The following is an 18,806-nucleotide window of genomic DNA, read 5'->3' as shown; positions in this document are numbered from 1 at the left end:
CTTAAAATAATTTTTCCATTTCCTGTGCGCGGCTGACAGCGGCCTGCATGGCTTTGGCTACGATATCACTAAGTTGCGCTTCATTAAATGTGCGGATTGCCTCTGCTGTGGTACCGCCTTTTGAGGTTACCTGCTCACGCAGGGTCGACAGCTCTGTGTCCGGGTTGGCGATTACCATGCCGGCTGCGCCCAGTGCGGCCTGCTGAACCAATTCACGCGCGGTATCCTTGTCAAAGCCCTGACGAATCGCTTCATTCTGCATGGCTTCCATGAACAGAAAAAAGTAAGCGGGCGCACTGCCGGCAGCGGCAATCACGCCATTAATTCCCGACTCTTGCGTTACCCAGCAGGTTTTGCCTACCGCTGCCATCAGGTTGTCAGAAAATTGGCGATCCTGGCTGCTGACACATGAATCGGCATACATACCGCTCATTCCTTTACCAATCAGTGAAGGGGTATTAGGCATGACACGTACCAGGCTGACTTTGGCCGCCAGCATCTCCTGCAGGCGCGCCACTGAGATACCGGCAGCAATGGAAATGACCAGTTTGCCGTCGAAGTTGATGGCTTGCAGCGGTTCACAAACGCTGGCCATCAGCTGGGGTTTGACAGCCAGTACGATGACCTCGGCTTGCTGGGCGGCGCGTAGGTTGTCGCTATCGGTATGAATGCCGTATTCACGGGCCAGTGGTTCCCGGCGTTCGGCACTGGGCGCGGTTGCGGTGATTTTATCGGCGGGATAACCGCTGGCAACCAGGCCGGCGATGATGGAACGGGCCATGTTGCCGGCGCCGATAAAAGCGATTGTACGTTGTTCCATGAGAAATCCTTCTGAACGTAATAAGCGCCTGATGCTTCAAGCGAAGTTAACTGTAATCCCTGGCACCAAAGATAGCGGTCCCGATGCGCACCATAGTGCTGCCTGCGGCCACAGCCGCTTCCATGTCGCCGCTCATTCCCATCGACAGGGTATCCAATGTGGTTTGCGGCAGGCGTTGCTGCAAACTCTCTCTGGCTTTCGCCAGTGCAGAAAAAGCCTGGAACTGACTGGCATAATCGTCGGCTTTTTCCGGTATCGACATTAATCCGCGCAGTTCTATATTGGGCAATGCGGCAACTTCGACAGCCAGCTCTGCCAGCTGGTCAAAGTCGACACCTGATTTAGAGGCTTCGCCACTGGTGTTGACCTGAAGCAGTATTTTCAGTGGCGGCAGCGTTGCCGGGCGCTGCTCGCTGAGGCGGCGGGCGATTTTAAGCCTGTCGACAGAATGCACCCAGTCGAAATGTTCGGCGATCGGGCGTGTCTTGTTGGACTGGACAGGGCCGATAAAATGCCAGACTAAGGCTGGGTCCGACTGAGAAAAGTGCTGAATTTTCTCAACGCCTTCCTGCACATAGTTTTCACCGAAGGCGCGTTGTCCCGCCGCAATGGCTTCAGCGATAGCACTGACCGGTTTGGTTTTACTGACCGCCAGCAGTTGCACTGAATCTGTATCGCGGCCGCATTTTTCGCAGGCCTGCCGGATCTCGCGGGTGACCTGTGTAATATTTTGTTTGATACTACTCATAATCGATTCTTTAGGGAAAATGTATGGATATCACCGAGCTACTGGACTTTAGTGTAAAGCATAACGCCTCCGATCTGCACCTTTCCGCTGGGGTATCGCCAATGATTCGGGTAGACGGTGATGTCAGGCCGCTCAGCATACCGCCTCTGAGCCATGAAGAGACGCACAGGCTGATTACCGACATTATGAATGACGGCCAGCGGCGTGAATATGAAGAAAAGCTGGAAGTGGATTTTTCTTTTTTATTGCCCGATGTCGGACGGTTTCGTGTCAACGCGTTTCAGCAGTCCCGCGGGTGTGCCGCGGTGTTCCGTACTATTCCCCAGTCTGTTCCCTCGCTGGAAACCCTGCAAGTACCTGAGGTCTTTTACCAGATAGCCCAGAGCCAGCGTGGGCTGGTGCTGGTAACCGGGGCAACCGGTTCAGGCAAATCGACCACCATTGCTGCTATGGTGGATCATATTAACACCCACACTCACCGTCATATTCTGACCATTGAAGATCCGGTGGAGTTTGTTCATCAAAGTAAGCGCTGCCTGATCAATCAGCGCGAAGTGCACCGTGATACCCACAGTTTTCAGAATGCGCTGCGCTCGGCGTTGCGCGAAGATCCTGATGTGATCATGGTGGGCGAATTGCGCGATCAGGAAACCATACGTCTGGCGCTGACCGCGGCCGAAACCGGTCATCTGGTGCTGGGCACTCTGCACACCAGCTCGGCAGCCAAAGCAATCGACCGGATCATTGATGTTTTCCCCGGTAATGATAAAGCCATGGTGCGTTCTATGCTGTCGGAATCACTGCGGGCGGTGATCGCTCAGACCCTGCTCAAATGCCCCGGCGGTGGCAGGATGGCAGCCCACGAAATTATGCTGGCAACCCCGGCGATCCGAAACCTGATCCGGGAAGATAAAGTGGCCCAGATGTATTCCATGATCCAGACCGGAGCCGGAATGGGGATGCAGACAATGGAGCAGGCCGTGAACCGCTTAATGGCTCAGGGATTGATTGAACCCGAGGAAGCAGCCCGGGTAGTTGAGCGTAATCAGGGATTATGAGGCAGGAAAATCAGCCATGAATTTGGATTTTATTCTCAGCCAGATGACCGACAAGCAGGCGTCCGACGTTTATCTCACCGTGGCGGCGCCCTGCCAGTTGAAAGTGAACGGGCGCCTGTGTTCTCTGGGTGAATGTTTGTCGGCAGAGCAGCTGACTGCCTTGTGTCAGCAGGCGATGTCTGCTGAACAGTGGCAGGAGTTTGTCGGGCTGAAAGAGGCAAACTTTGCACTGGTACGCGGTGAGCGCCGTTTTCGTATCAGCGCCTTCTGGCAGCGTGAGCAGCCGGGTATGGTGATTCGCCGTATTGAAACCGTCATCCCCGATATGGATTCCCTCAGCTTGCCTGAACCCATGAAAGCCATGGCGCTGGCGAAACGGGGTTTGATCCTGGTGGTCGGGGCGACCGGCTCGGGTAAGTCAACCTCCATGGCCGCGCTGACAGGGCACAGAAACCGCCATAGCAGCGGTCATATTCTGACGGTTGAAGACCCGATAGAATTTATTCATCAGCATCAGCAATGCATAGTGACCCAGCGTGAAGTCGGCCTAGATACCGCAAGCTATGAAGTGGCATTGAAAAATTCTTTGCGTCAGGCACCGGATATGATTCTGATTGGCGAGATACGCAATCGGGAAACCATGGAGCATGCCATCAATTTTGCCGAAACCGGCCACCTTTGCATGGCGACTCTGCATGCCAATAATGCCAATCAGGCGCTGGAACGGATACTGCATTTAGTGCCCGAAGAGCGGCGCGAATCGTTTTTGTTTGATTTGTCGCTGAACCTGAAAGGGATACTGGCGCAGCAGCTGATCCCCGATCCTTCCGGTGAGGGCCGCCATGCGGTGTTTGAGTTACTGATCAACACACCCAGAGTGTCGGATCTTATCCGGCGCGGAGAATTGCATGAACTGAAGGCGACCATGGCCAAAGGCCGTGAGCATGGCATGATCACCTTTGATCAGTCGCTGTATGCGCTGTTCAGACAGGGCAAAGTCCGCGAGAACGATGCCCTCAGTTATGCTGATTCGGCCAATGATTTGCGCCTGATGATCAAAACCGGCCAGTCTGGCCAGAGCTCGGGAGGCGGACTGGACGGGGTCACGATCCGGTTTGAATGATAGCGGATACGACTAGGGAAGCTTTTGCACAGCCATGATCCCAGAGCGGGATAAGCTGTACGGGCTGTGATCTTGTTACTGTTAGGTTAAATCTTTGTGATCCCCCTAGTGGTTTCAAAATAACCACCTTGCGCTCTGTTTGCTCTCTCTTTATATGTATATACAAATAACGTGTAGAGGGAGTGATTAACATGGAACAATCTCAGTCTCGTGTCAGTGCATCGGATGCGCTGGCACGTTTCCGCTTACTGTTTCTCAGTGCTGTCGGGATATTTTTCTTTTTCGTGCCAATTTCGGTAAATGGAAAATCGACGATCCCGCTGGATCATTTGGTTAGTCAAATCAAAGTCTGGCTGGGGAGCGGTGTCGGCTGGTATGCCTTTGCCATGATAGTGATCGGTGCCGTCTATCCTTTTGTCAGCGGCCAATGGTCTAGGAGTCTGACAGACAAAGTTTTCTCTGTACTGAAAGTCATGGGCGCCGGCGCTGCGCTGATGGCGGTAACAGGGGCAGGACCAGAGTTCCTGCACAGCAAAGACATGTTGCCGTTTTTGTTTGAAAAGCTGGTGATATCGGTCGGGCTGATCGTTCCTGTCGGGGCGGTGTTTCTGTCGTTTCTGGTGAGCTACGGTTTGCTGGAGTTGATTGGTATCCTGGTGCAGCCTGTGATGCGGCCCATCTGGCGTACGCCGGGGCGCTCTGCCATTGATGCGGTTGCCTCATTCGTCGGCAGTTACTCTCTGGGTCTGTTGATCACCAATAGAGTATACAAATCAGGGCAATATTCAGCGAAAGAGGCGGCGATTATCGCCACCGGCTTCTCGACCGTGTCGGCCACTTTCATGATCATAGTGGCGAAAACCCTGGATCTGATGTCGGTATGGAACCTGTATTTCTGGGGCACTCTGGTGATCACTTTCATTGTTACTGCGATTACTGTCCGTTTGCCGCCGCTACGTCAGATGGATGAAGCTGTGGCTGATCCTGAGCCTGAGGCCGGTAATGCGGGGCGACTGCAGACGGCGTATCAGACCGGCATGAATGTGGCCCGTCAGGCACCGGCTGTGGGCAGCAATGTCTTATCTACCATCAAAGACGGCTTGGTCATGACCATTTCCATCCTGCCTTCCATCATGTCTGTGGGCCTGATTGGTTTGCTGGTGGCGAAATACACCCCAGTGTTTGAATGGCTGGGCTATCTGTTTTACCCGTTTACCGCGGTGTGGGGCATTGATGGCGCCAAAGAACTGGCGCAGGCCTCGGCATCGGGTCTGGCGGAAATGTTCCTGCCTGCTTTGTTGCTGCGCGAGGCTGAGTTTGTGGTGCGTATGGCTGCGGGCGTGATTTGTGTGTCAAGCGTGCTGTTCTTTTCTGCCTCGATTCCCTGCATTCTGTCGACCTCCATTCCGCTGAGTGTCGGGCGCCTGGTGGTGATCTGGTTTATCCGTACCGCGCTGAGTTTGCTGCTGGCGATTCCGTTTGCGATGTTTGTGGCCGGGTAAATATAAGTTTACGATCACAGTGGCCAGATAACGCAAAGTGACTGAAAAGCCCTGAAAGCATTCACTTTCAGGGCTCTTATGATGATATCGCTAATTTGCAGGGCTCAGAGTTTTAGGTCACCCATGATCTCAACACTCAAAACGCTGTACAGAGCGATCAACCGTATTGCTGTTCGAACCAGCTTTCGAGGATAACGACAGCAGACTGAGAGTCGACATTGCCTTTGCTGAGCGAGCGGTAGCCGCCGCGGGCAAACAGATCGGAGCGCGCTTCGACCGTACTCAAGCGTTCATCATGTAATTCGACCTGGCATCCGAACCGGCCGTGCAGGCGGTTGGCAAATTTGCGGGCGCGTGGGGTGATACTTTCCAGCTCCTGGCCGTAAACATCCAGCGGCAGGCCGACCACAATCAGATCGGGTTGCCATTCTTTCAGTAATTTTTCAATCGCTTCCCAGCTGGGAATACCGTCGTTGGCTTTCAGGGCCGAAAGGGGATTGGCTGTCCCCGTCAGTTCCTGGCCGATGGCGGCACCAATGCTTTTGGTACCATAGTCGAAGGCAAGTACGGTTCGAGAAGTGCTCATGAATGTCCTATTTCAGTGGATAAGTTAGCAGAATGGATCCCCAGTTTGGCGACGGCTTTGTCCCAGCGTTCATTGATCGGGGTTTCGAACACTACCTTAGGATCGGCTTCCATGGTCAGCCAGCTGTTGTCGGCCAGTTCCTGTTCCAGCTGACCGGCGGTCCAGCCGGCATAGCCAAGCGCGACCAGAAATTGGCTCGGCTCATCCTTAGTACCCAGCAATGGCAGGATATCGGTTGATGTGGTCATCTTGATCTCTTCGGTCAGATCAAGGCTGGAGCTGTATTCTTCTTTACTGTTGTGCAGGATAAATCCCCGGTCACCGGCCACCGGGCCGCCTATCATGACAGGTTTTTCCAGACTGGCAGGATGGGCAACGGGTAAGTCGCGCTCGACCTTGATCTGCTCCAGCATGCTGCCGACGGACACATCAATAGGCAGGTTAATGACAATGCCCATTGCGCCTTCATCATTATGCTCGCACACATACACCACACTGCGTTTGAAGTGTGGATCCTGCAGACTGGGCATGGCCACCAGAAAATGATTGGTGAGATTCATCGTTCAGTCCTTACACACTCTCAGACAGACTCTCTTAACTACATTATGAGAACTAAATAGCCTAAATGGTAAGTCTGAGAGAGATGCCGTTAAAAATGAAAACGTGACGTGTTGTCAACGTCAGCAGACAACACGTCCAGGCGGTATCCGTATTAAGCGGTTTTCAGGCGGCGTTCGATGGCATCCATGAGTTTGCCCGTAATAGAAATATCATACGCTGCTTCAATTTCGCGGATACAGGTTGGGCTGGTGACATTGATTTCAGTCAGCTTGTCGCCAATCACATCCAGACCCACAAAAATCAGCCCTTTTTCTTTCAGTGCCGGTGCAACAGCTTCGGCAATTTTGCGGTCAGTCTCGCTCAGCGGGCGGGGTTCACCGCGACCACCGGCTGCCAGGTTTCCGCGGGTTTCCCCTTCGGCCGGAATACGGGCCAGACAGTAAGGCATAGGCTCGCCGTCTACCACCAGAATGCGCTTGTCGCCGTTACTGATGTCCGGCACGAACGTTTGCGCCATACAGTAGTATTCACCGTGATTGGTCAGGGTTTCAATAATCACCGACAGGTTAGGATCCCCGGCCTTAACGCGGAAGATCGACGAGCCGCCCATACCGTCCAGCGGTTTGAGAATGATATCGCCATGTTCTTGCTGGAAAGCACGGATCTTATCTGTCCGGCGGGTCACTATGGTGGTTGGCGTCAGCTCCGGGAACCAGGCGGTGTAGAGTTTTTCGTTACAGTCGCGCAGGCTCTGAGGCTTGTTGACGATCAGGGTACCCTGTTCTTCAGCACGCTCCAGAATATAGGTGGCGTAGATGTATTCAGTATCGAACGGCGGATCTTTACGCATCAGCACGGCATCGAGCTCGCTCAGCTCGATTTCCTGCTCACCGTGAAAGCTGAACCAGTCGTTGGGATCTTCCTTTAGTTTGACGATCCGGGTCCGGGCGATCGCTTTGCCTTGCTCCAGAGACAGATCAGCCATTTCCATATAATGGATCTCCCAGCCGCGACGCTGCGCTTCAAGCATCATCGCAAAGCTGGAATCCTTTTTGATGGTAATGGACTGGATGGGATCCATCACAATACCCAATTTGATCATGTCTTTTCTCCTTGGTTAGCCAAGATCGCCAAAGCGGACCTGTAGCGCAGTTATCGCCGTCATAGCGGCAGTTTCAGTTCTGAGAACCCGGGGACCCAGCAGCACTTCGCTGAACCGGAATGCTTCTGTCATACTGATTTCCTGCTCCGACAGACCGCCTTCCGGCCCGATCAGCAGACGGACCCGGTTAACAGGTGTGGGCAGGGTATTAATGGAATATTGGGCTCTTGGGTGCAAATTCAACTTCAGACCGTCAAATTCTTCCGCGCACCAGTCTTCAAGTTTCATTACAGGACGGATTTCCGGCACCACATTGCGGCCGCATTGCTCGCAGGCGCTGATGGCGATTTTTTGCCACTGGGACAGTTTCTTATCGAACCTGTCCTGAGTCAGTTTGACGCCGCAGCGCTCAGAGATCAGTGGCGTAATGCTGTTTACGCCCAGCTCGACGGATTTCTGAATCGTGAATTCCATCTTATCGCCACGGGATATCACCTGGCCCAAATGCAGATCCAAAGGGGACTCAACACTGTGTTCAACACGGGCAGAGATCTCTACTTCGACATGCTTTTTACCGGCTTCAGTAATGACGGCCGGAAATTCAGCATTGCTGCCGTCGAACAACAGAATTTCCTGGCCTGGCTGCATGCGCATCACGCGGCCGACATGGTTGGCGGCGTCGTCACTTAATGGCACTCTGCCGCTGGCAGGCAGAGTCTCAGGATGAAAAATACGTGGCACTCTCATAGTAATAATTCGTTGGCTTTGATGGTTATTCCTGGCGTCAGTATATCAAGCTTGGTGCTAATGTACCGAACATTGCACAGTGCTGAATAAGGCGCGATGCAATGCTGCGGAACTGCGCTGAAGTGTTATCTCGCGCAAAAGCTGTACGAACCGACATTGATACGGCTCATAACTCCGGCAAAAAGTCAGAGGGATTGAACCCCGTATCCCCTAAAATGCCGGCTTTACGGCGGGGCTGTTATACAGGGGATATAACCAAAATGACAATAACACAAGGAACGCGCAGACTGGCGCTCCTTATGACGACCTTGTTGGTGGCGGGCTGTGGTGGTGACGGCAAGTCGGGCGAGCGCAGTCTGAATGTGGATGGCGATCCTTTGCTGGCCAGCCTGCAACCGTATCTGAGTACCAGTGAGTACGGATTGGCAGCCGAGGATTGTGCTGTCATCTATAAGCAGAGGCAGTCTTGCCAGATGCAGGATATCGCGCCGCTTGGCTATGACATTCAGGGCGATTTGACCCCGGAGGATATTGCCGAGCGGCTGCTGGTGTCTCATCACTGGATGGGGGACAGCTTTATGGATGTGGTGCGTGACTTACCGCAGGATGTGCTGAACCTGTTCAGGCCACTTAATGTCATCGTACTCAGTCTTGATATCCGCCCGTCTTTCTATCACACAGACACCGCAAGTATTTATATCGATCCGCGTTATCTGTGGCGTAATCAGGCCGAATGGAATGATATCTACCAGCAGCAGGATTACCGTGCGGGCTTTACCGAGTCGCTGCCGTTTCTGGCTATGCAGCGCTATGTGCACAGCAATGGAGAGTATGTCACTTACAGCAACAGCTATGATGCGAATGTCAATAACTGGCGTAGCAAGTCTGAAATAGCACCGGGTCTGTTTAACCTGCTGGTCCATGAACTGGCTCATGCCAATGACTTCCTGCCGCCGGATCAACTCAGTGTGCTGGATGTGACAACCAGCATAGGCAGAAACATCCAGCTGATGAAAGGCCACTGGATTCAGACGGCATTGCAGCAAACCCATGGGCTTTCTGCGGACAGTTTGCAGTTGATGGCAGAGCGTTATTTTGGCGGAGCATCTGCGTCAACCACCATGTCGCCTGAGCAGGCCGGCGCGGCGTTCGAGCCCGATGGTGCCGCCGATTTTTACGGGTATTACACCGGGGCTGAAGATGTTGCCATGCTGTTTGAAGCCTACATGATGTGGCGGGAATATGGTGCGTTCTCTGATGTGGCGTTTACCTCTTCACCGACTTTTGCTAACTACAGTTGTGACGATCTGATCATTGGCTGGGGGCAGCGCAATCGGCTGGCACAGAAAGAGGTTGTGCCGCGCGCCAGGCTGGTATCGGAAAGTATATTGCAGCAGGATCTGAGTGCGGAATTTGCATCCATAGAAAGCGTCACGCCAGTGGATTTGCCATACGGTTATGGCTGGTGTCAGGCTCGTACGTCAGTCATGTCTGCCCGATATGAGCGCGTTTACCGTCAGGAGCCGGTGCCGGACAACAGCAAACGCTATTTAGATGAGATGCTGCGTCACTAAGCACAGGCAAACGGCTGAGATTCCCTGATCTCAGCCGTTGTTATATTAAAGTCCGGCCTGCTGACACGCTTCCAGCACAAAGCTGTTGTGCTTGTTCTGGATTTTCGCGATTCTCCGATCCCTTTCACACTCCCAGGGGCTGACCGGGTAGCTCTTGTGCCAGGCCTGCATCAGCTGACGCTGATTTTTCGCCAGCCGGAAGCGGTATTCCTGCTCCATGTAAAGATAGGTGCGGGCAATGGCGCCTCTGGCACGTGGTGGCGGATCCACCCGGCGGTTCTTGAAATCCACTTTGATATCGCACTGACCGTAATAGGCACCGTCATTTTCACGCCAGGGGGTAAAGCGGTAGTTGGAACGATCGCCGTTCACTTCGCCGATGGCCGGGGTCAGGTTATGCATGTCAGCCTCCATCCGGTTGAAGGTCAGGTCTTTACGGCAGTTTTTACGCCCGCCATCCTGCCAGCATTGCAACTGATGGCCAAATTGCCAGGCTGGAACCACGTGCTCCCACTCAATCCGGCTGGCACGTTTTTCCTGTTTGCGTACCTGATAGCCACAGCTGTTTAAGTCCGGGATGCCCTTTTTCCCTTGCCATTCAATCCGGCAGCCACAGTAAAAGCTCTCGTTGTGATCCTGATAAATATTTACCAGCAGTTTTTTGGCTTTGGAGAAGGTTGGCGGTGAGTCTGCCAATACGGGATGGGGCAGGGCACTGACGCTTAGCAGTACGACGGCTATTCGCCATTTCAGCTTGATTAACATGGGATTTCCGGTGACTGAATACAGGGTTGATGATGTTATCAGTACCGGAATTTTTTAGAAGTGTTTCACGTTATCTGTGTGTAAAAAATCAAATTTTCAGTATCACTGCGGCGTATTTCCAGCAACAAGCGTTAAGGGCTGGTGGCATTGCATGCAGTGATAGATGGCTTGCTGACGCAGAATCTTATTATGCCGTCTGACAGTGAGTTGATGCTCACGGCATTGGCAGCGGTAGCGGAAAGTACGTCCGCCCACAGAAGATACATCGAAGCTGTGCGTGGTTCGTGCCGGTACATTAAACACCTCAGTCATTATCTTCTGCCACTCAGGGCCGTGCGGACGGACTTTGCCATGGCAGGCATAAGTGAGCAGGTGGGCGAGCTCATGGGGAACCACTTCGTTCAGAAAAGCCTGCGGGTTTTCTGCCAGCAGTATTGGGTTATAGCGGATCTCCCAGCTCTGCATCCGGGCACTGCCTGCAATTTTACCGCGCTGGGTAAAACGAATTGCCGGTTGAGGAAACTGTTTACCAAGCTTTTTTTCAGCCAGGCGAAGGCAGGAGAGGGTACGCTCAATAATCGCTTGTTGTAGTGAGTCCATAACGCTGAAAGGTGAACAAACAAGGGACTCAGTATGAAAGGTCTGGCGCTGATTTTCTACCCGCGACAGGCCTGAAATGCGTCTTGTACAGCAATGACAGCATTTGGATCATAGGTGGTCAAAACCTCAGTAAGCTGTACAGCCACAGATGATCAGCTTATTGAGCGATTGGAACATGGGAAGTAAAAAGCACTAAAATGTTTTTATTTTCATGTTGTTATCTGTTTTTTAGAGATGGGGTAACAGCTTGATCTGCTTTTAGATCATAGGTGGCCCTAAGCTGAAAGAGCTGTACAGGGGAGCGGACGGAGCGAAAGGAAAGCAATGAAAAAGGAAGCCGAAGCTTCCTTTTTCACGAGTAAGAATCACAGCCTTGCTGATTCAGAACGGATTACTTGATGTTGGCGTAATCGCGCAGCAGCTCTGCCTTGTCGGTTTTCTCCCAAGGGAACTCTTCACGGCCAAAGTGACCGTATGCCGCTGTCTTTTTGTAGATAGGCTGCAGCAGATCCAGCATTTCGATCAGGCCGTATGGACGCAGGTCGAAGTGATGGCGCACGGCGTCCACGATCAGATCATGAGAGACTTTCTCGGTGCCGAAGGTTTCCACCATGATAGATGTTGGATCGGCAACACCGATAGCGTACGACAGCTGGATTTCACAGCGATCAGCCAGGCCAGCCGCGACAATGTTTTTTGCCACATAACGGGCGGCGTATGCCGCACTGCGGTCCACTTTCGATGGATCTTTACCCGAGAAGGCACCACCGCCGTGACGCGCTGCACCGCCGTAGGTATCAACGATGATTTTACGGCCAGTCAGACCACAGTCGCCCATTGGACCACCAATGACAAAGCGGCCGGTTGGGTTGATGAAGTATTTGGTGTCCTGGGTCAGCCACTCTGCCGGCAGAACTGGCTTGATGATCTCTTCCATTACTGCTTCTTGCAGTACAGGAAGCTCAATGCTGTCACAGTGCTGAGTGGACAGAACTACGGCATCGATACCCACGATTTTGCCCTGATCGTAGGCAAAGGTGACCTGGCTTTTTGCGTCCGGGCGCAGCCAAGGCAGGGTGCCGTTTTTACGGACTTTAGCCTGACGCTCAACCAGACGGTGAGCATAAGTCACAGGAGCTGGCATCAGTACTTCAGTTTCGTTGGTGGCGTAACCGAACATGATACCCTGATCGCCTGCACCCAGATCTTTCGGGTCGCTGCGGTCAACACCCTGGTTAATGTCTGGAGACTGCTTACCAATTGCGCTCAGTACAGCACAAGAGTTGGCATCAAAACCCATGTCTGAATGCACGTAACCAATTTCACGCACCGTCTGACGGGTCAGCTCTTCGATATCCACCCAGGCAGTGGTAGTGATTTCACCACCGACCATGACCATGCCGGTTTTTACGTAAGTCTCACACGCAACACGTGCTTTCGGGTCTTGTTCTAAGATCGCATCCAGGACTGCATCTGAGATCTGGTCTGCAATTTTATCTGGATGGCCTTCCGATACCGACTCAGAAGTAAACAGGTGTTTCGCCATGAGTATTCTCACTATTAGAAAAACTTTAAAGGTGATTGGAGGTGTGATTTTCATCAGTCTGCGTGATAAATCATCAGTCTGTATGTATAGAGCTACCTCCGTCTAGACGGCTATAATAACTGGTATGGGATCAAAATCAACAACTAGATATGTGTGGAAATAAGATATTTTTCAGCCAAACGATTATCTTCATCGTGTGGTTTGTAATCTTGTTGGTGAATAATACTGGTATTTATTGAAAAATCAGACCATCCCCCTTCTTTGTGAGTTTGCAGCCTCGTCTTCTCTTTGCGAAATGCATCCCGGTCTCTTGATGTCCCGGTGCGTATTACTCTCTAAGCAGTGATGGCCGGATTGAGCTGTGGTGATCCACTGCTGGGAACAATTGTTATTGATAGGTTGCAGAAAAATTATTTCGGACAATGAAAAAAATACGCCGGACGGGAGATTTATTTATTCCGGTAAAGCACTATTTACATATCTGTTATAAAGGAAGGATGCAGTTACAGTGGGCGTATTTACTGGTATTGCGCTACGCTCACAGACAATCGTCCTGGGGAGTGAGGCGGGTCACAATTAGGATGAATCTCGTTAACGCTTGGTATACACTAGAGCGGCTTTTCACTTACGTAGCACGGATATGACATTACGAGTCGCAATTAATGGATTTGGCCGTATCGGCCGCAGTGTACTGCGGGCCTTGTATGAAAGCGGCAAACATCACCAGATAAAAGTCGTGGCGGTGAACGAACTGGCTCAGCCTGAAGCGATGGCCCATCTGCTTCAGTATGATTCCAGTCATGGTCGCTTTGGCCGCAAGGTCAGCCATGATCAGGAGCACCTGTTCATTGCCAATGGTCAGAGTGAAGACGCGATTCGTATTCTTCATCTGAATGATATCCAGTTGCTCCCGTGGCGGGATCTGGAAGTGGATATTGTTCTGGACTGTACCGGAGTGTTCGGATCCAGAGCCGACGGCGAAGCCCATATTCAGGCCGGTGCCAAGAAAGTCCTGTTTTCCCATCCTGCTGCCAATGACATTGATAACACCATCATCTTCGGTGTTAACCAAGATAGCCTGTCACCTCAAGATCGCATTGTTTCCAACGGTTCCTGTACCACCAACTGCATTGTTCCTGTGATTAAAGTGCTAGATGATGCTTTCGGCATTGAATCCGGCACTATCACAACCATTCATTCCGCCATGAATGACCAGCAGGTGATCGATGCCTACCATACTGACCTGCGCCGGACACGCGCTGCAAGCCAGTCGATCATTCCGGTAGACACAAAATTGCACTTAGGTATAGGCCGTATTTTTCCTCAATTTGCGGATAAATTTGAGGCGATTTCAGTCAGGGTTCCTACAATTAACGTCACCGCGATGGATCTGAGCGTCACGGTGAAGACTAATGTCTCAGTTAATGATGTAAATCAAGCCCTGGCTGAGGCTGCCAGGTGTACATTGACGGATATTGTCGATTACACCACAGCACCACTTGTTTCTGTTGACTTCAATCATGATCCCCACAGCGCCATTGTTGATGGCACCCAGACCCGTGTCAGTAATCAGCATCTGCTGAAATTACTGATCTGGTGCGACAATGAATGGGGGTTTGCCAACCGTATGCTGGATACAGCACTGGTGATGCATCAGGTGAGTGGTCAGCTAAAAGACGTTTCTGAATTTCCCAGCCAGGCAAAATCGCAGGGCTGAACGTATTTATCATTTACACAGTAAGACTATTGAGAGGACAAACCATGTCTGTAATCAAGATGACTGATCTGGATCTGGCCGGTAAACGTGTGCTGATCCGTGCCGATCTGAACGTGCCAGTAAAAGCAGGTAAAGTAACTTCTGATGCACGTATCCTGGCATCTCTGCCAACGATCAAGCAATGCCTGGCAGCAGGCGCAAAGGTAATGGTTACCTCTCACCTGGGTCGTCCGACCGAAGGTGAATATGCTGACGAGTTCTCTCTGCAGCCTGTCGTGAACTATCTGCAAGACGCGCTCGATTGTGATGTGAAGCTGGCGAAAGATTACCTGAATGGTCTGGATCTGAACGCAGGTGAACTGGTAGTGCTGGAAAACGTTCGCTTTAACGTGGGCGAGAAGAAAAATGACGAAGCTCTGTCTAAGCAATACGCGGCACTGTGTGACGTTTTTGTGATGGATGCATTCGGTACGGCTCACCGTGCACAGGCATCTACTCACGGTGTGGGCATGTTTGCGCCTGTGGCGTGTGCCGGCCCTCTGCTGGCCGCAGAACTGGACGCTCTGGGTAAGGCGCTGGGTAATCCTGCCCGCCCTATGGTAGCGATTGTTGGCGGATCTAAAGTGTCGACCAAACTGACAGTGCTGGAATCACTGGCTAAGATTGCCGATCAGGTTGTGGTGGGTGGCGGTATCGCGAACACCTTTATTGCAGCTGAAGGTCACGGTGTTGGTAAATCTCTGTACGAAGCCGAACTGGTTGATACAGCGAAAGCGCTGATGGAGCAAACCAATGTGCCGGTTGCAACTGATGTAGTCTGCGCCAAAGAATTCTCTGACACGGCTGAAGCGACCATTAAGTCAGCTTCTGATATTGCAGAAGACGACATGGTACTGGATATCGGTCCGGATTCTGCTGCTGAGCTGGCCCGCATTATCAAAGAAGCCAAAACTATCTTGTGGAACGGCCCGGTCGGCGTTTTCGAGATTGAGCAATTCGGCAAAGGGACTGAAGTCGTGGCGCAAGCGATTGCTGACTCTGAAGGTTTCTCTATTGCCGGTGGCGGCGATACGCTGGCAGCCATTGATAAGTACGGTATCAAAGATAAAGTGTCTTATATCTCAACCGGTGGCGGTGCGTTCCTGGAGTTTGTGGAAGGCAAAAAACTGCCGGCAGTTGCTATGCTGGAAGAACGAGCGAAAGCCTGATAACTGCGCGCGGGGACTTGCCCTGCGCTTAGAATGCGCTGTGTGTGGCGTGAACTTTAAGTGTTTGGCCGCACACATTAGCAATGTGTTTATCTTTAAACCCAGACAACAAAGCTAAAAGCTAATAGGACTATTGTTATGTCTAAGATCTTCGACTTCGTAAAACCTGGTGTGATTTCTGGCGACGACGTACAGAAAGTATTTGCAGTAGCAAAAGAAAACCAATTTGCTCTGCCAGCGGTTAACGTAGTTAACACGGACTCTATCAACGCAGTGCTTGAAGCTGCCGCGAAAGTGAAAGCCCCTGTTGTTGTTCAGTTCTCAAACGGCGGTGCAGGTTTCTTTGCAGGTAAAGGCCTGAAACTGGAAGGTCAGAACAGCCAGATCCTGGGTGCGATTGCAGGTGCAAAATATGTTCACGCTGTAGCTGAAACCTACGGTGTGCCAGTGATTCTGCACACTGACCATGCGGCGAAAAAACTGCTGCCATGGATTGATGGTCTGCTGGATGCGGGTGAAAAGCACTTTGCTGAAACCGGCAAGCCGCTGTTCTCTTCGCACATGATTGACCTGTCTGAAGAGTCTCTGGAAGAAAACATCGAAATCTGTGCCAAGTACCTTGAGCGCATGAGCAAGATGAACATGACGCTGGAAATTGAACTGGGTTGTACCGGTGGCGAAGAAGACGGTGTGGATAACTCTCACCTGGATCAATCTTCTCTGTACACTCAGCCAGAAGATGTTGCGTACGCTTATGAGAAACTGAATGCGATCAGCCCGCGTTTCACTATCGCAGCGTCATTCGGTAACGTACACGGTGTTTACAAGCCAGGTAACGTGGTTCTGACACCAACTATCCTGCGTGATTCTCAGGCTTACTGCTCTGAGAAATTCGGTATCGCACCTAACGCGCTGAACTTCGTATTCCACGGTGGTTCAGGTTCTTCTCTGGAAGAAATCCGCGAATCTATCGGCTATGGTGTGATCAAAATGAACATCGATACCGATACTCAGTGGGCTACCTGGAACGGTATCCGTGAATACTACCTGGAAAATGAAGCTTATCTGCAGGGCCAGATCGGTAACCCAACCGGTGAAGACGCACCTAACAAGAAATACTACGATCCACGCGTATGGCTGCGTAAAGGTCAGGATTCTATGGTGAAGCGCCTGGAACAAGCTTTCTCTGATCTGAATGCCGTAGACGTGCTGTAATTTGTCATCCGAGCAGATTAGATAGTAAAAAGCCCGCTTTGCGGGCTTTTTTATTTGGTTTAATAGCCAGAGCTGAATAAAGTTACTTTAAGCCGCATAAAAAAGTCTTGCTTGTGACTGCTATGACGGCAATGATTGCGCATGTCGTATCATAATTATCTGAGTTCAGATAAGAGATTTTTTAGGGTAATTTCGTTCTGTTTGTTAGGTATCACGGGACTTGAGCATTACCGGATCATCCCCAATGTAGAGAGATCGCTATGACTGAGAGTGTAACGGATAAAGTAGTGGATACTATTGCCAATAATGAGTTGGCTGATGGTATTAAACAAGCGGGAAACTGGGTTGTCGATAATCAGGAACTGTTAATCCAGTATGGCGTTAACCTGATTTCTGCTTTGTTAATCCTGTTTATTGGTAATCTGGTATCGAAAGGGGTGGCGAGCGGATTCGGCAAAATGCTGCGCCGTAAACAAATGGATGAGGCGGTTGTCAAATTCCTGCAATCACTGGTTCGCTACCTGTTATTTGTGATAGTGCTGATTGCGGCATTAAGCCGTGTTGGCGTGCAAACGGCCTCTGTGGTCGCTATTATCGGTGCCGCCGGCCTGGCCATTGGCCTGGCCTTGCAGGGCTCACTGTCCAACTTCGCTGCCGGTGTGCTGATTGTGGCCTTCCGTCCTTTTAAATCAGGTGATTATGTTGAAGTGGCCGGTGTGGCCGGTTCCGTCGAATCTATTCAGGTTTTTCAAACCGTACTGAATACCCCGGACAATAAAATGGTGGTTGTTCCTAATGCGGCTGTGATTGGCGGAGCTATCACCAACTACTCCAAGCATGAAACCCGTCGTATTGATTATGTCATCGGGGTTTCGTACAAATCGGATCTGAAGAAAACCAAAGAAGTGCTCAAGCGTGTTGTGGATGCTGAGCCGCGTTTGCTGAAAACGCCTGCGCCAACCATTGGTGTGGTGGCACTGGCTGACTCTTCAGTGAATTTTGTGGTTCGTCCCTGGGTGAAAACGGCCGAGTACTGGGCTGTGTATTTTGATTTGCTTCAGGCGATCAAAGAAGAGCTGGATAAAGAAGGTATTGAGATTCCGTTTCCGCAAATGGATGTACATCTCAACAAGGTTGAAGAGTAAATTTCAACTGGATTGGAACAACAATGGAGCCGTTTGGCTCCATTGTTGTTTATGGCACGCACTCTGTTGATGTTAGAACACATACTGTGCCAGCAGGCTGTGAGCCAGATGGGCGGCAATGATGAACATCATGGCGGCGACAACACTATCTATCGCGCGTTTAACTTTGGGTCTGGACAAGGTTGACGCCATCTTCGCGGCGGCAATCGACAAGGTAAAGAACCAAACGAAAGATGCCAGTATGGTACCTATGGCAAAAGCAATACGGTCCTGACCTTCAAACTGTCCTCCAATTGAACCCAGAATAACAACCGTATCCAGATAAAGGTGCGGATTAAGTACAGTCACGGCCAGCGCGCCAGCGATCACAGCCCGCCTGCCACGAGCCATTACCTGCATCTGTGCCTCTTCTTCAGAGGACTGGCTAAAGGCGCTTTTTAAAGACAGACTGCCATAGAACAGCAGAAAAGCGATCCCGCCCAGCGTCACGGCCAGCAACAGGCTTTCATTGCTGGACAGCAGCGCGCCGCCACCGAAGACACCCAGACTGATGAACAGCACATCAAGCAGACTGCATACTGCGGCAGTGGTTAAATGATGATTACGTTTAATGCCTTGATTGAGTACATACGCATTTTGAGCGCCAATCGGAATGATCATGCTGGCGCCAAGGCCAAAGCCTTGTAATAACGGCCATAGGCTCATGAGTGATATTGTCCTTATTCTGTGGTGAAAATAACGGGCTATACAGCTTTCATCTGGCTAAAGCTTAAATCGCTCGCTATGATT

Annotated in this window: 18 protein-coding genes; 8 read left to right on the top strand and 10 right to left on the bottom strand. The window is 51.4% G+C overall.

Translation table 11 applies throughout. The features are described from left to right. Position 1: 1 nt before the first annotated feature. Together proC and D6M16_RS18280 are read right to left on the bottom strand one after the other, a co-directional pair. Entirely contained in the window at positions 2-820 is an 819-nt protein-coding gene (proC, locus tag D6M16_RS18285; RefSeq protein ID WP_120513325.1) for a pyrroline-5-carboxylate reductase, read from the bottom strand. Positions 821-866: 46 nt separating this feature from the next. Beyond that, positions 867-1,568, bottom strand: a complete 702-nt coding sequence (locus D6M16_RS18280) for a YggS family pyridoxal phosphate-dependent enzyme (RefSeq protein ID WP_120513324.1) — start codon at positions 1,566-1,568, stop codon at positions 867-869. A 23-nt stretch (positions 1,569-1,591) separates the two neighbouring features. Here D6M16_RS18280 and D6M16_RS18275 point away from each other — a divergent pair, with 23 nt between their 5' ends. From D6M16_RS18275 to D6M16_RS18265, 3 genes are all read left to right on the top strand, one after another. Beyond that, entirely contained in the window at positions 1,592-2,626 is a 1,035-nt protein-coding gene (locus D6M16_RS18275; RefSeq protein WP_120513323.1) for a type IV pilus twitching motility protein PilT, read from the top strand. Between the two features lie 16 nt (positions 2,627-2,642). Further along, positions 2,643-3,749, top strand: a complete 1,107-nt coding sequence (locus D6M16_RS18270; protein ID WP_120513322.1) for a PilT/PilU family type 4a pilus ATPase — start codon at positions 2,643-2,645, stop codon at positions 3,747-3,749. 191 nt (positions 3,750-3,940) lie between these two features. After that, positions 3,941-5,251: a YjiH family protein gene (locus D6M16_RS18265; protein WP_120513321.1), complete on the top strand. Its 1,311-nt coding sequence runs from the start codon at positions 3,941-3,943 to the stop codon at positions 5,249-5,251. 157 nt (positions 5,252-5,408) lie between these two features. On the opposite strand, the gene ruvX is transcribed toward D6M16_RS18265, so the two are convergent. From ruvX to rsmE, 4 genes are all read right to left on the bottom strand, one after another. After that, positions 5,409-5,837 (bottom strand): Holliday junction resolvase RuvX, encoded by a 429-nt coding sequence (gene ruvX, locus D6M16_RS18260; protein ID WP_120513320.1) that lies wholly within the window; start codon positions 5,835-5,837, stop codon positions 5,409-5,411. Next, entirely contained in the window at positions 5,834-6,397 is a 564-nt protein-coding gene (locus D6M16_RS18255) for a YqgE/AlgH family protein (protein ID WP_120513319.1), read from the bottom strand. Before D6M16_RS18255 ends, ruvX begins: the two co-directional genes overlap by 4 nt. Before the next feature lie 152 nt (positions 6,398-6,549). Beyond that, complete coding sequence (gene gshB, locus D6M16_RS18250; RefSeq protein WP_120513318.1) at positions 6,550-7,500, bottom strand: glutathione synthase; 951 nt, start codon at positions 7,498-7,500, stop codon at positions 6,550-6,552. 15 nt (positions 7,501-7,515) lie between these two features. After that, positions 7,516-8,247, bottom strand: a complete 732-nt coding sequence (gene rsmE / locus D6M16_RS18245) for a 16S rRNA (uracil(1498)-N(3))-methyltransferase (RefSeq protein ID WP_120513317.1) — start codon at positions 8,245-8,247, stop codon at positions 7,516-7,518. Positions 8,248-8,546: 299 nt separating this feature from the next. On the opposite strand from rsmE, the gene D6M16_RS18240 reads away from it, so the two are divergent. After that, the gene (locus tag D6M16_RS18240) at positions 8,547-9,821 is read left to right on the top strand and encodes a hypothetical protein (RefSeq protein ID WP_120513316.1); all 1,275 of its coding nucleotides are present in this window, start codon (positions 8,547-8,549) and stop codon (positions 9,819-9,821) included. Positions 9,822-9,866: 45 nt separating this feature from the next. Here the strand turns inward: D6M16_RS18240 and D6M16_RS18235 are convergent, their stop codons facing one another. From D6M16_RS18235 to metK, 3 genes are all read right to left on the bottom strand, one after another. Beyond that, positions 9,867-10,586 (bottom strand): endonuclease, encoded by a 720-nt coding sequence (locus D6M16_RS18235; RefSeq protein ID WP_120513315.1) that lies wholly within the window; start codon positions 10,584-10,586, stop codon positions 9,867-9,869. Between the two features lie 102 nt (positions 10,587-10,688). Continuing rightward, a complete protein-coding gene (locus tag D6M16_RS18230; RefSeq protein WP_120513314.1) occupies positions 10,689-11,186 on the bottom strand; it encodes a SprT family zinc-dependent metalloprotease in 498 nt (165 codons plus the stop codon). A 391-nt stretch (positions 11,187-11,577) separates the two neighbouring features. After that, the gene (metK, locus tag D6M16_RS18225; RefSeq protein WP_046220500.1) at positions 11,578-12,732 is read right to left on the bottom strand and encodes a methionine adenosyltransferase; all 1,155 of its coding nucleotides are present in this window, start codon (positions 12,730-12,732) and stop codon (positions 11,578-11,580) included. Positions 12,733-13,372: 640 nt separating this feature from the next. Between metK and epd the strand changes: the two genes are divergently transcribed. The 4 genes from epd (at position 13,373) to mscS (ending at position 18,017) form a co-directional block, all read left to right on the top strand. Next, complete coding sequence (gene epd / locus D6M16_RS18220) at positions 13,373-14,449, top strand: erythrose-4-phosphate dehydrogenase (RefSeq protein WP_120513313.1); 1,077 nt, start codon at positions 13,373-13,375, stop codon at positions 14,447-14,449. A gap of 44 nt (positions 14,450-14,493) precedes the next feature. After that, complete coding sequence (locus D6M16_RS18215; RefSeq protein ID WP_120513312.1) at positions 14,494-15,657, top strand: phosphoglycerate kinase; 1,164 nt, start codon at positions 14,494-14,496, stop codon at positions 15,655-15,657. Between the two features lie 138 nt (positions 15,658-15,795). Beyond that, on the top strand, positions 15,796-16,872 hold the full coding sequence (gene fbaA / locus D6M16_RS18210) for a class II fructose-bisphosphate aldolase (protein WP_120513311.1): 1,077 nt from the start codon (positions 15,796-15,798) through the stop codon (positions 16,870-16,872). A gap of 260 nt (positions 16,873-17,132) precedes the next feature. Next, on the top strand, positions 17,133-18,017 hold the full coding sequence (gene mscS, locus D6M16_RS18205; RefSeq protein WP_120513310.1) for a small-conductance mechanosensitive channel MscS: 885 nt from the start codon (positions 17,133-17,135) through the stop codon (positions 18,015-18,017). Between the two features lie 72 nt (positions 18,018-18,089). Here the strand turns inward: mscS and D6M16_RS18200 are convergent, their stop codons facing one another. Continuing rightward, complete coding sequence (locus D6M16_RS18200) at positions 18,090-18,722, bottom strand: LysE/ArgO family amino acid transporter (protein WP_120513309.1); 633 nt, start codon at positions 18,720-18,722, stop codon at positions 18,090-18,092. Positions 18,723-18,806: the final 84 nt, after the last annotated feature.

Origin of the sequence: Photobacterium salinisoli (assembly GCF_003614885.1) — a bacterium.
Taxonomy (GTDB): domain Bacteria; phylum Pseudomonadota; class Gammaproteobacteria; order Enterobacterales; family Vibrionaceae; genus Photobacterium; species Photobacterium salinisoli.
This window is presented reverse-complemented; position numbering and strand designations above follow the sequence as displayed.

Coding starts and splice junctions, on each gene's coding strand:
- proC (WP_120513325.1), bottom strand. CDS start 820: ATGGAACAACGTACAATCGCTTTTATCGGCGCCGGCAACATGGCCCGT.
- D6M16_RS18280 (WP_120513324.1), bottom strand. CDS start 1,568: ATGAGTAGTATCAAACAAAATATTACACAGGTCACCCGCGAGATCCGG.
- D6M16_RS18275 (WP_120513323.1), top strand. CDS start 1,592: ATGGATATCACCGAGCTACTGGACTTTAGTGTAAAGCATAACGCCTCC.
- D6M16_RS18270 (WP_120513322.1), top strand. CDS start 2,643: ATGAATTTGGATTTTATTCTCAGCCAGATGACCGACAAGCAGGCGTCC.
- D6M16_RS18265 (WP_120513321.1), top strand. CDS start 3,941: ATGGAACAATCTCAGTCTCGTGTCAGTGCATCGGATGCGCTGGCACGT.
- ruvX (WP_120513320.1), bottom strand. CDS start 5,837: ATGAGCACTTCTCGAACCGTACTTGCCTTCGACTATGGTACCAAAAGC.
- D6M16_RS18255 (WP_120513319.1), bottom strand. CDS start 6,397: ATGAATCTCACCAATCATTTTCTGGTGGCCATGCCCAGTCTGCAGGAT.
- gshB (WP_120513318.1), bottom strand. CDS start 7,500: ATGATCAAATTGGGTATTGTGATGGATCCCATCCAGTCCATTACCATC.
- rsmE (WP_120513317.1), bottom strand. CDS start 8,247: ATGAGAGTGCCACGTATTTTTCATCCTGAGACTCTGCCTGCCAGCGGC.
- D6M16_RS18240 (WP_120513316.1), top strand. CDS start 8,547: ATGACGACCTTGTTGGTGGCGGGCTGTGGTGGTGACGGCAAGTCGGGC.
- D6M16_RS18235 (WP_120513315.1), bottom strand. CDS start 10,586: ATGTTAATCAAGCTGAAATGGCGAATAGCCGTCGTACTGCTAAGCGTC.
- D6M16_RS18230 (WP_120513314.1), bottom strand. CDS start 11,186: ATGGACTCACTACAACAAGCGATTATTGAGCGTACCCTCTCCTGCCTT.
- metK (WP_046220500.1), bottom strand. CDS start 12,732: ATGGCGAAACACCTGTTTACTTCTGAGTCGGTATCGGAAGGCCATCCA.
- epd (WP_120513313.1), top strand. CDS start 13,373: ATGACATTACGAGTCGCAATTAATGGATTTGGCCGTATCGGCCGCAGT.
- D6M16_RS18215 (WP_120513312.1), top strand. CDS start 14,494: ATGTCTGTAATCAAGATGACTGATCTGGATCTGGCCGGTAAACGTGTG.
- fbaA (WP_120513311.1), top strand. CDS start 15,796: ATGTCTAAGATCTTCGACTTCGTAAAACCTGGTGTGATTTCTGGCGAC.
- mscS (WP_120513310.1), top strand. CDS start 17,133: ATGACTGAGAGTGTAACGGATAAAGTAGTGGATACTATTGCCAATAAT.
- D6M16_RS18200 (WP_120513309.1), bottom strand. CDS start 18,722: ATGAGCCTATGGCCGTTATTACAAGGCTTTGGCCTTGGCGCCAGCATG.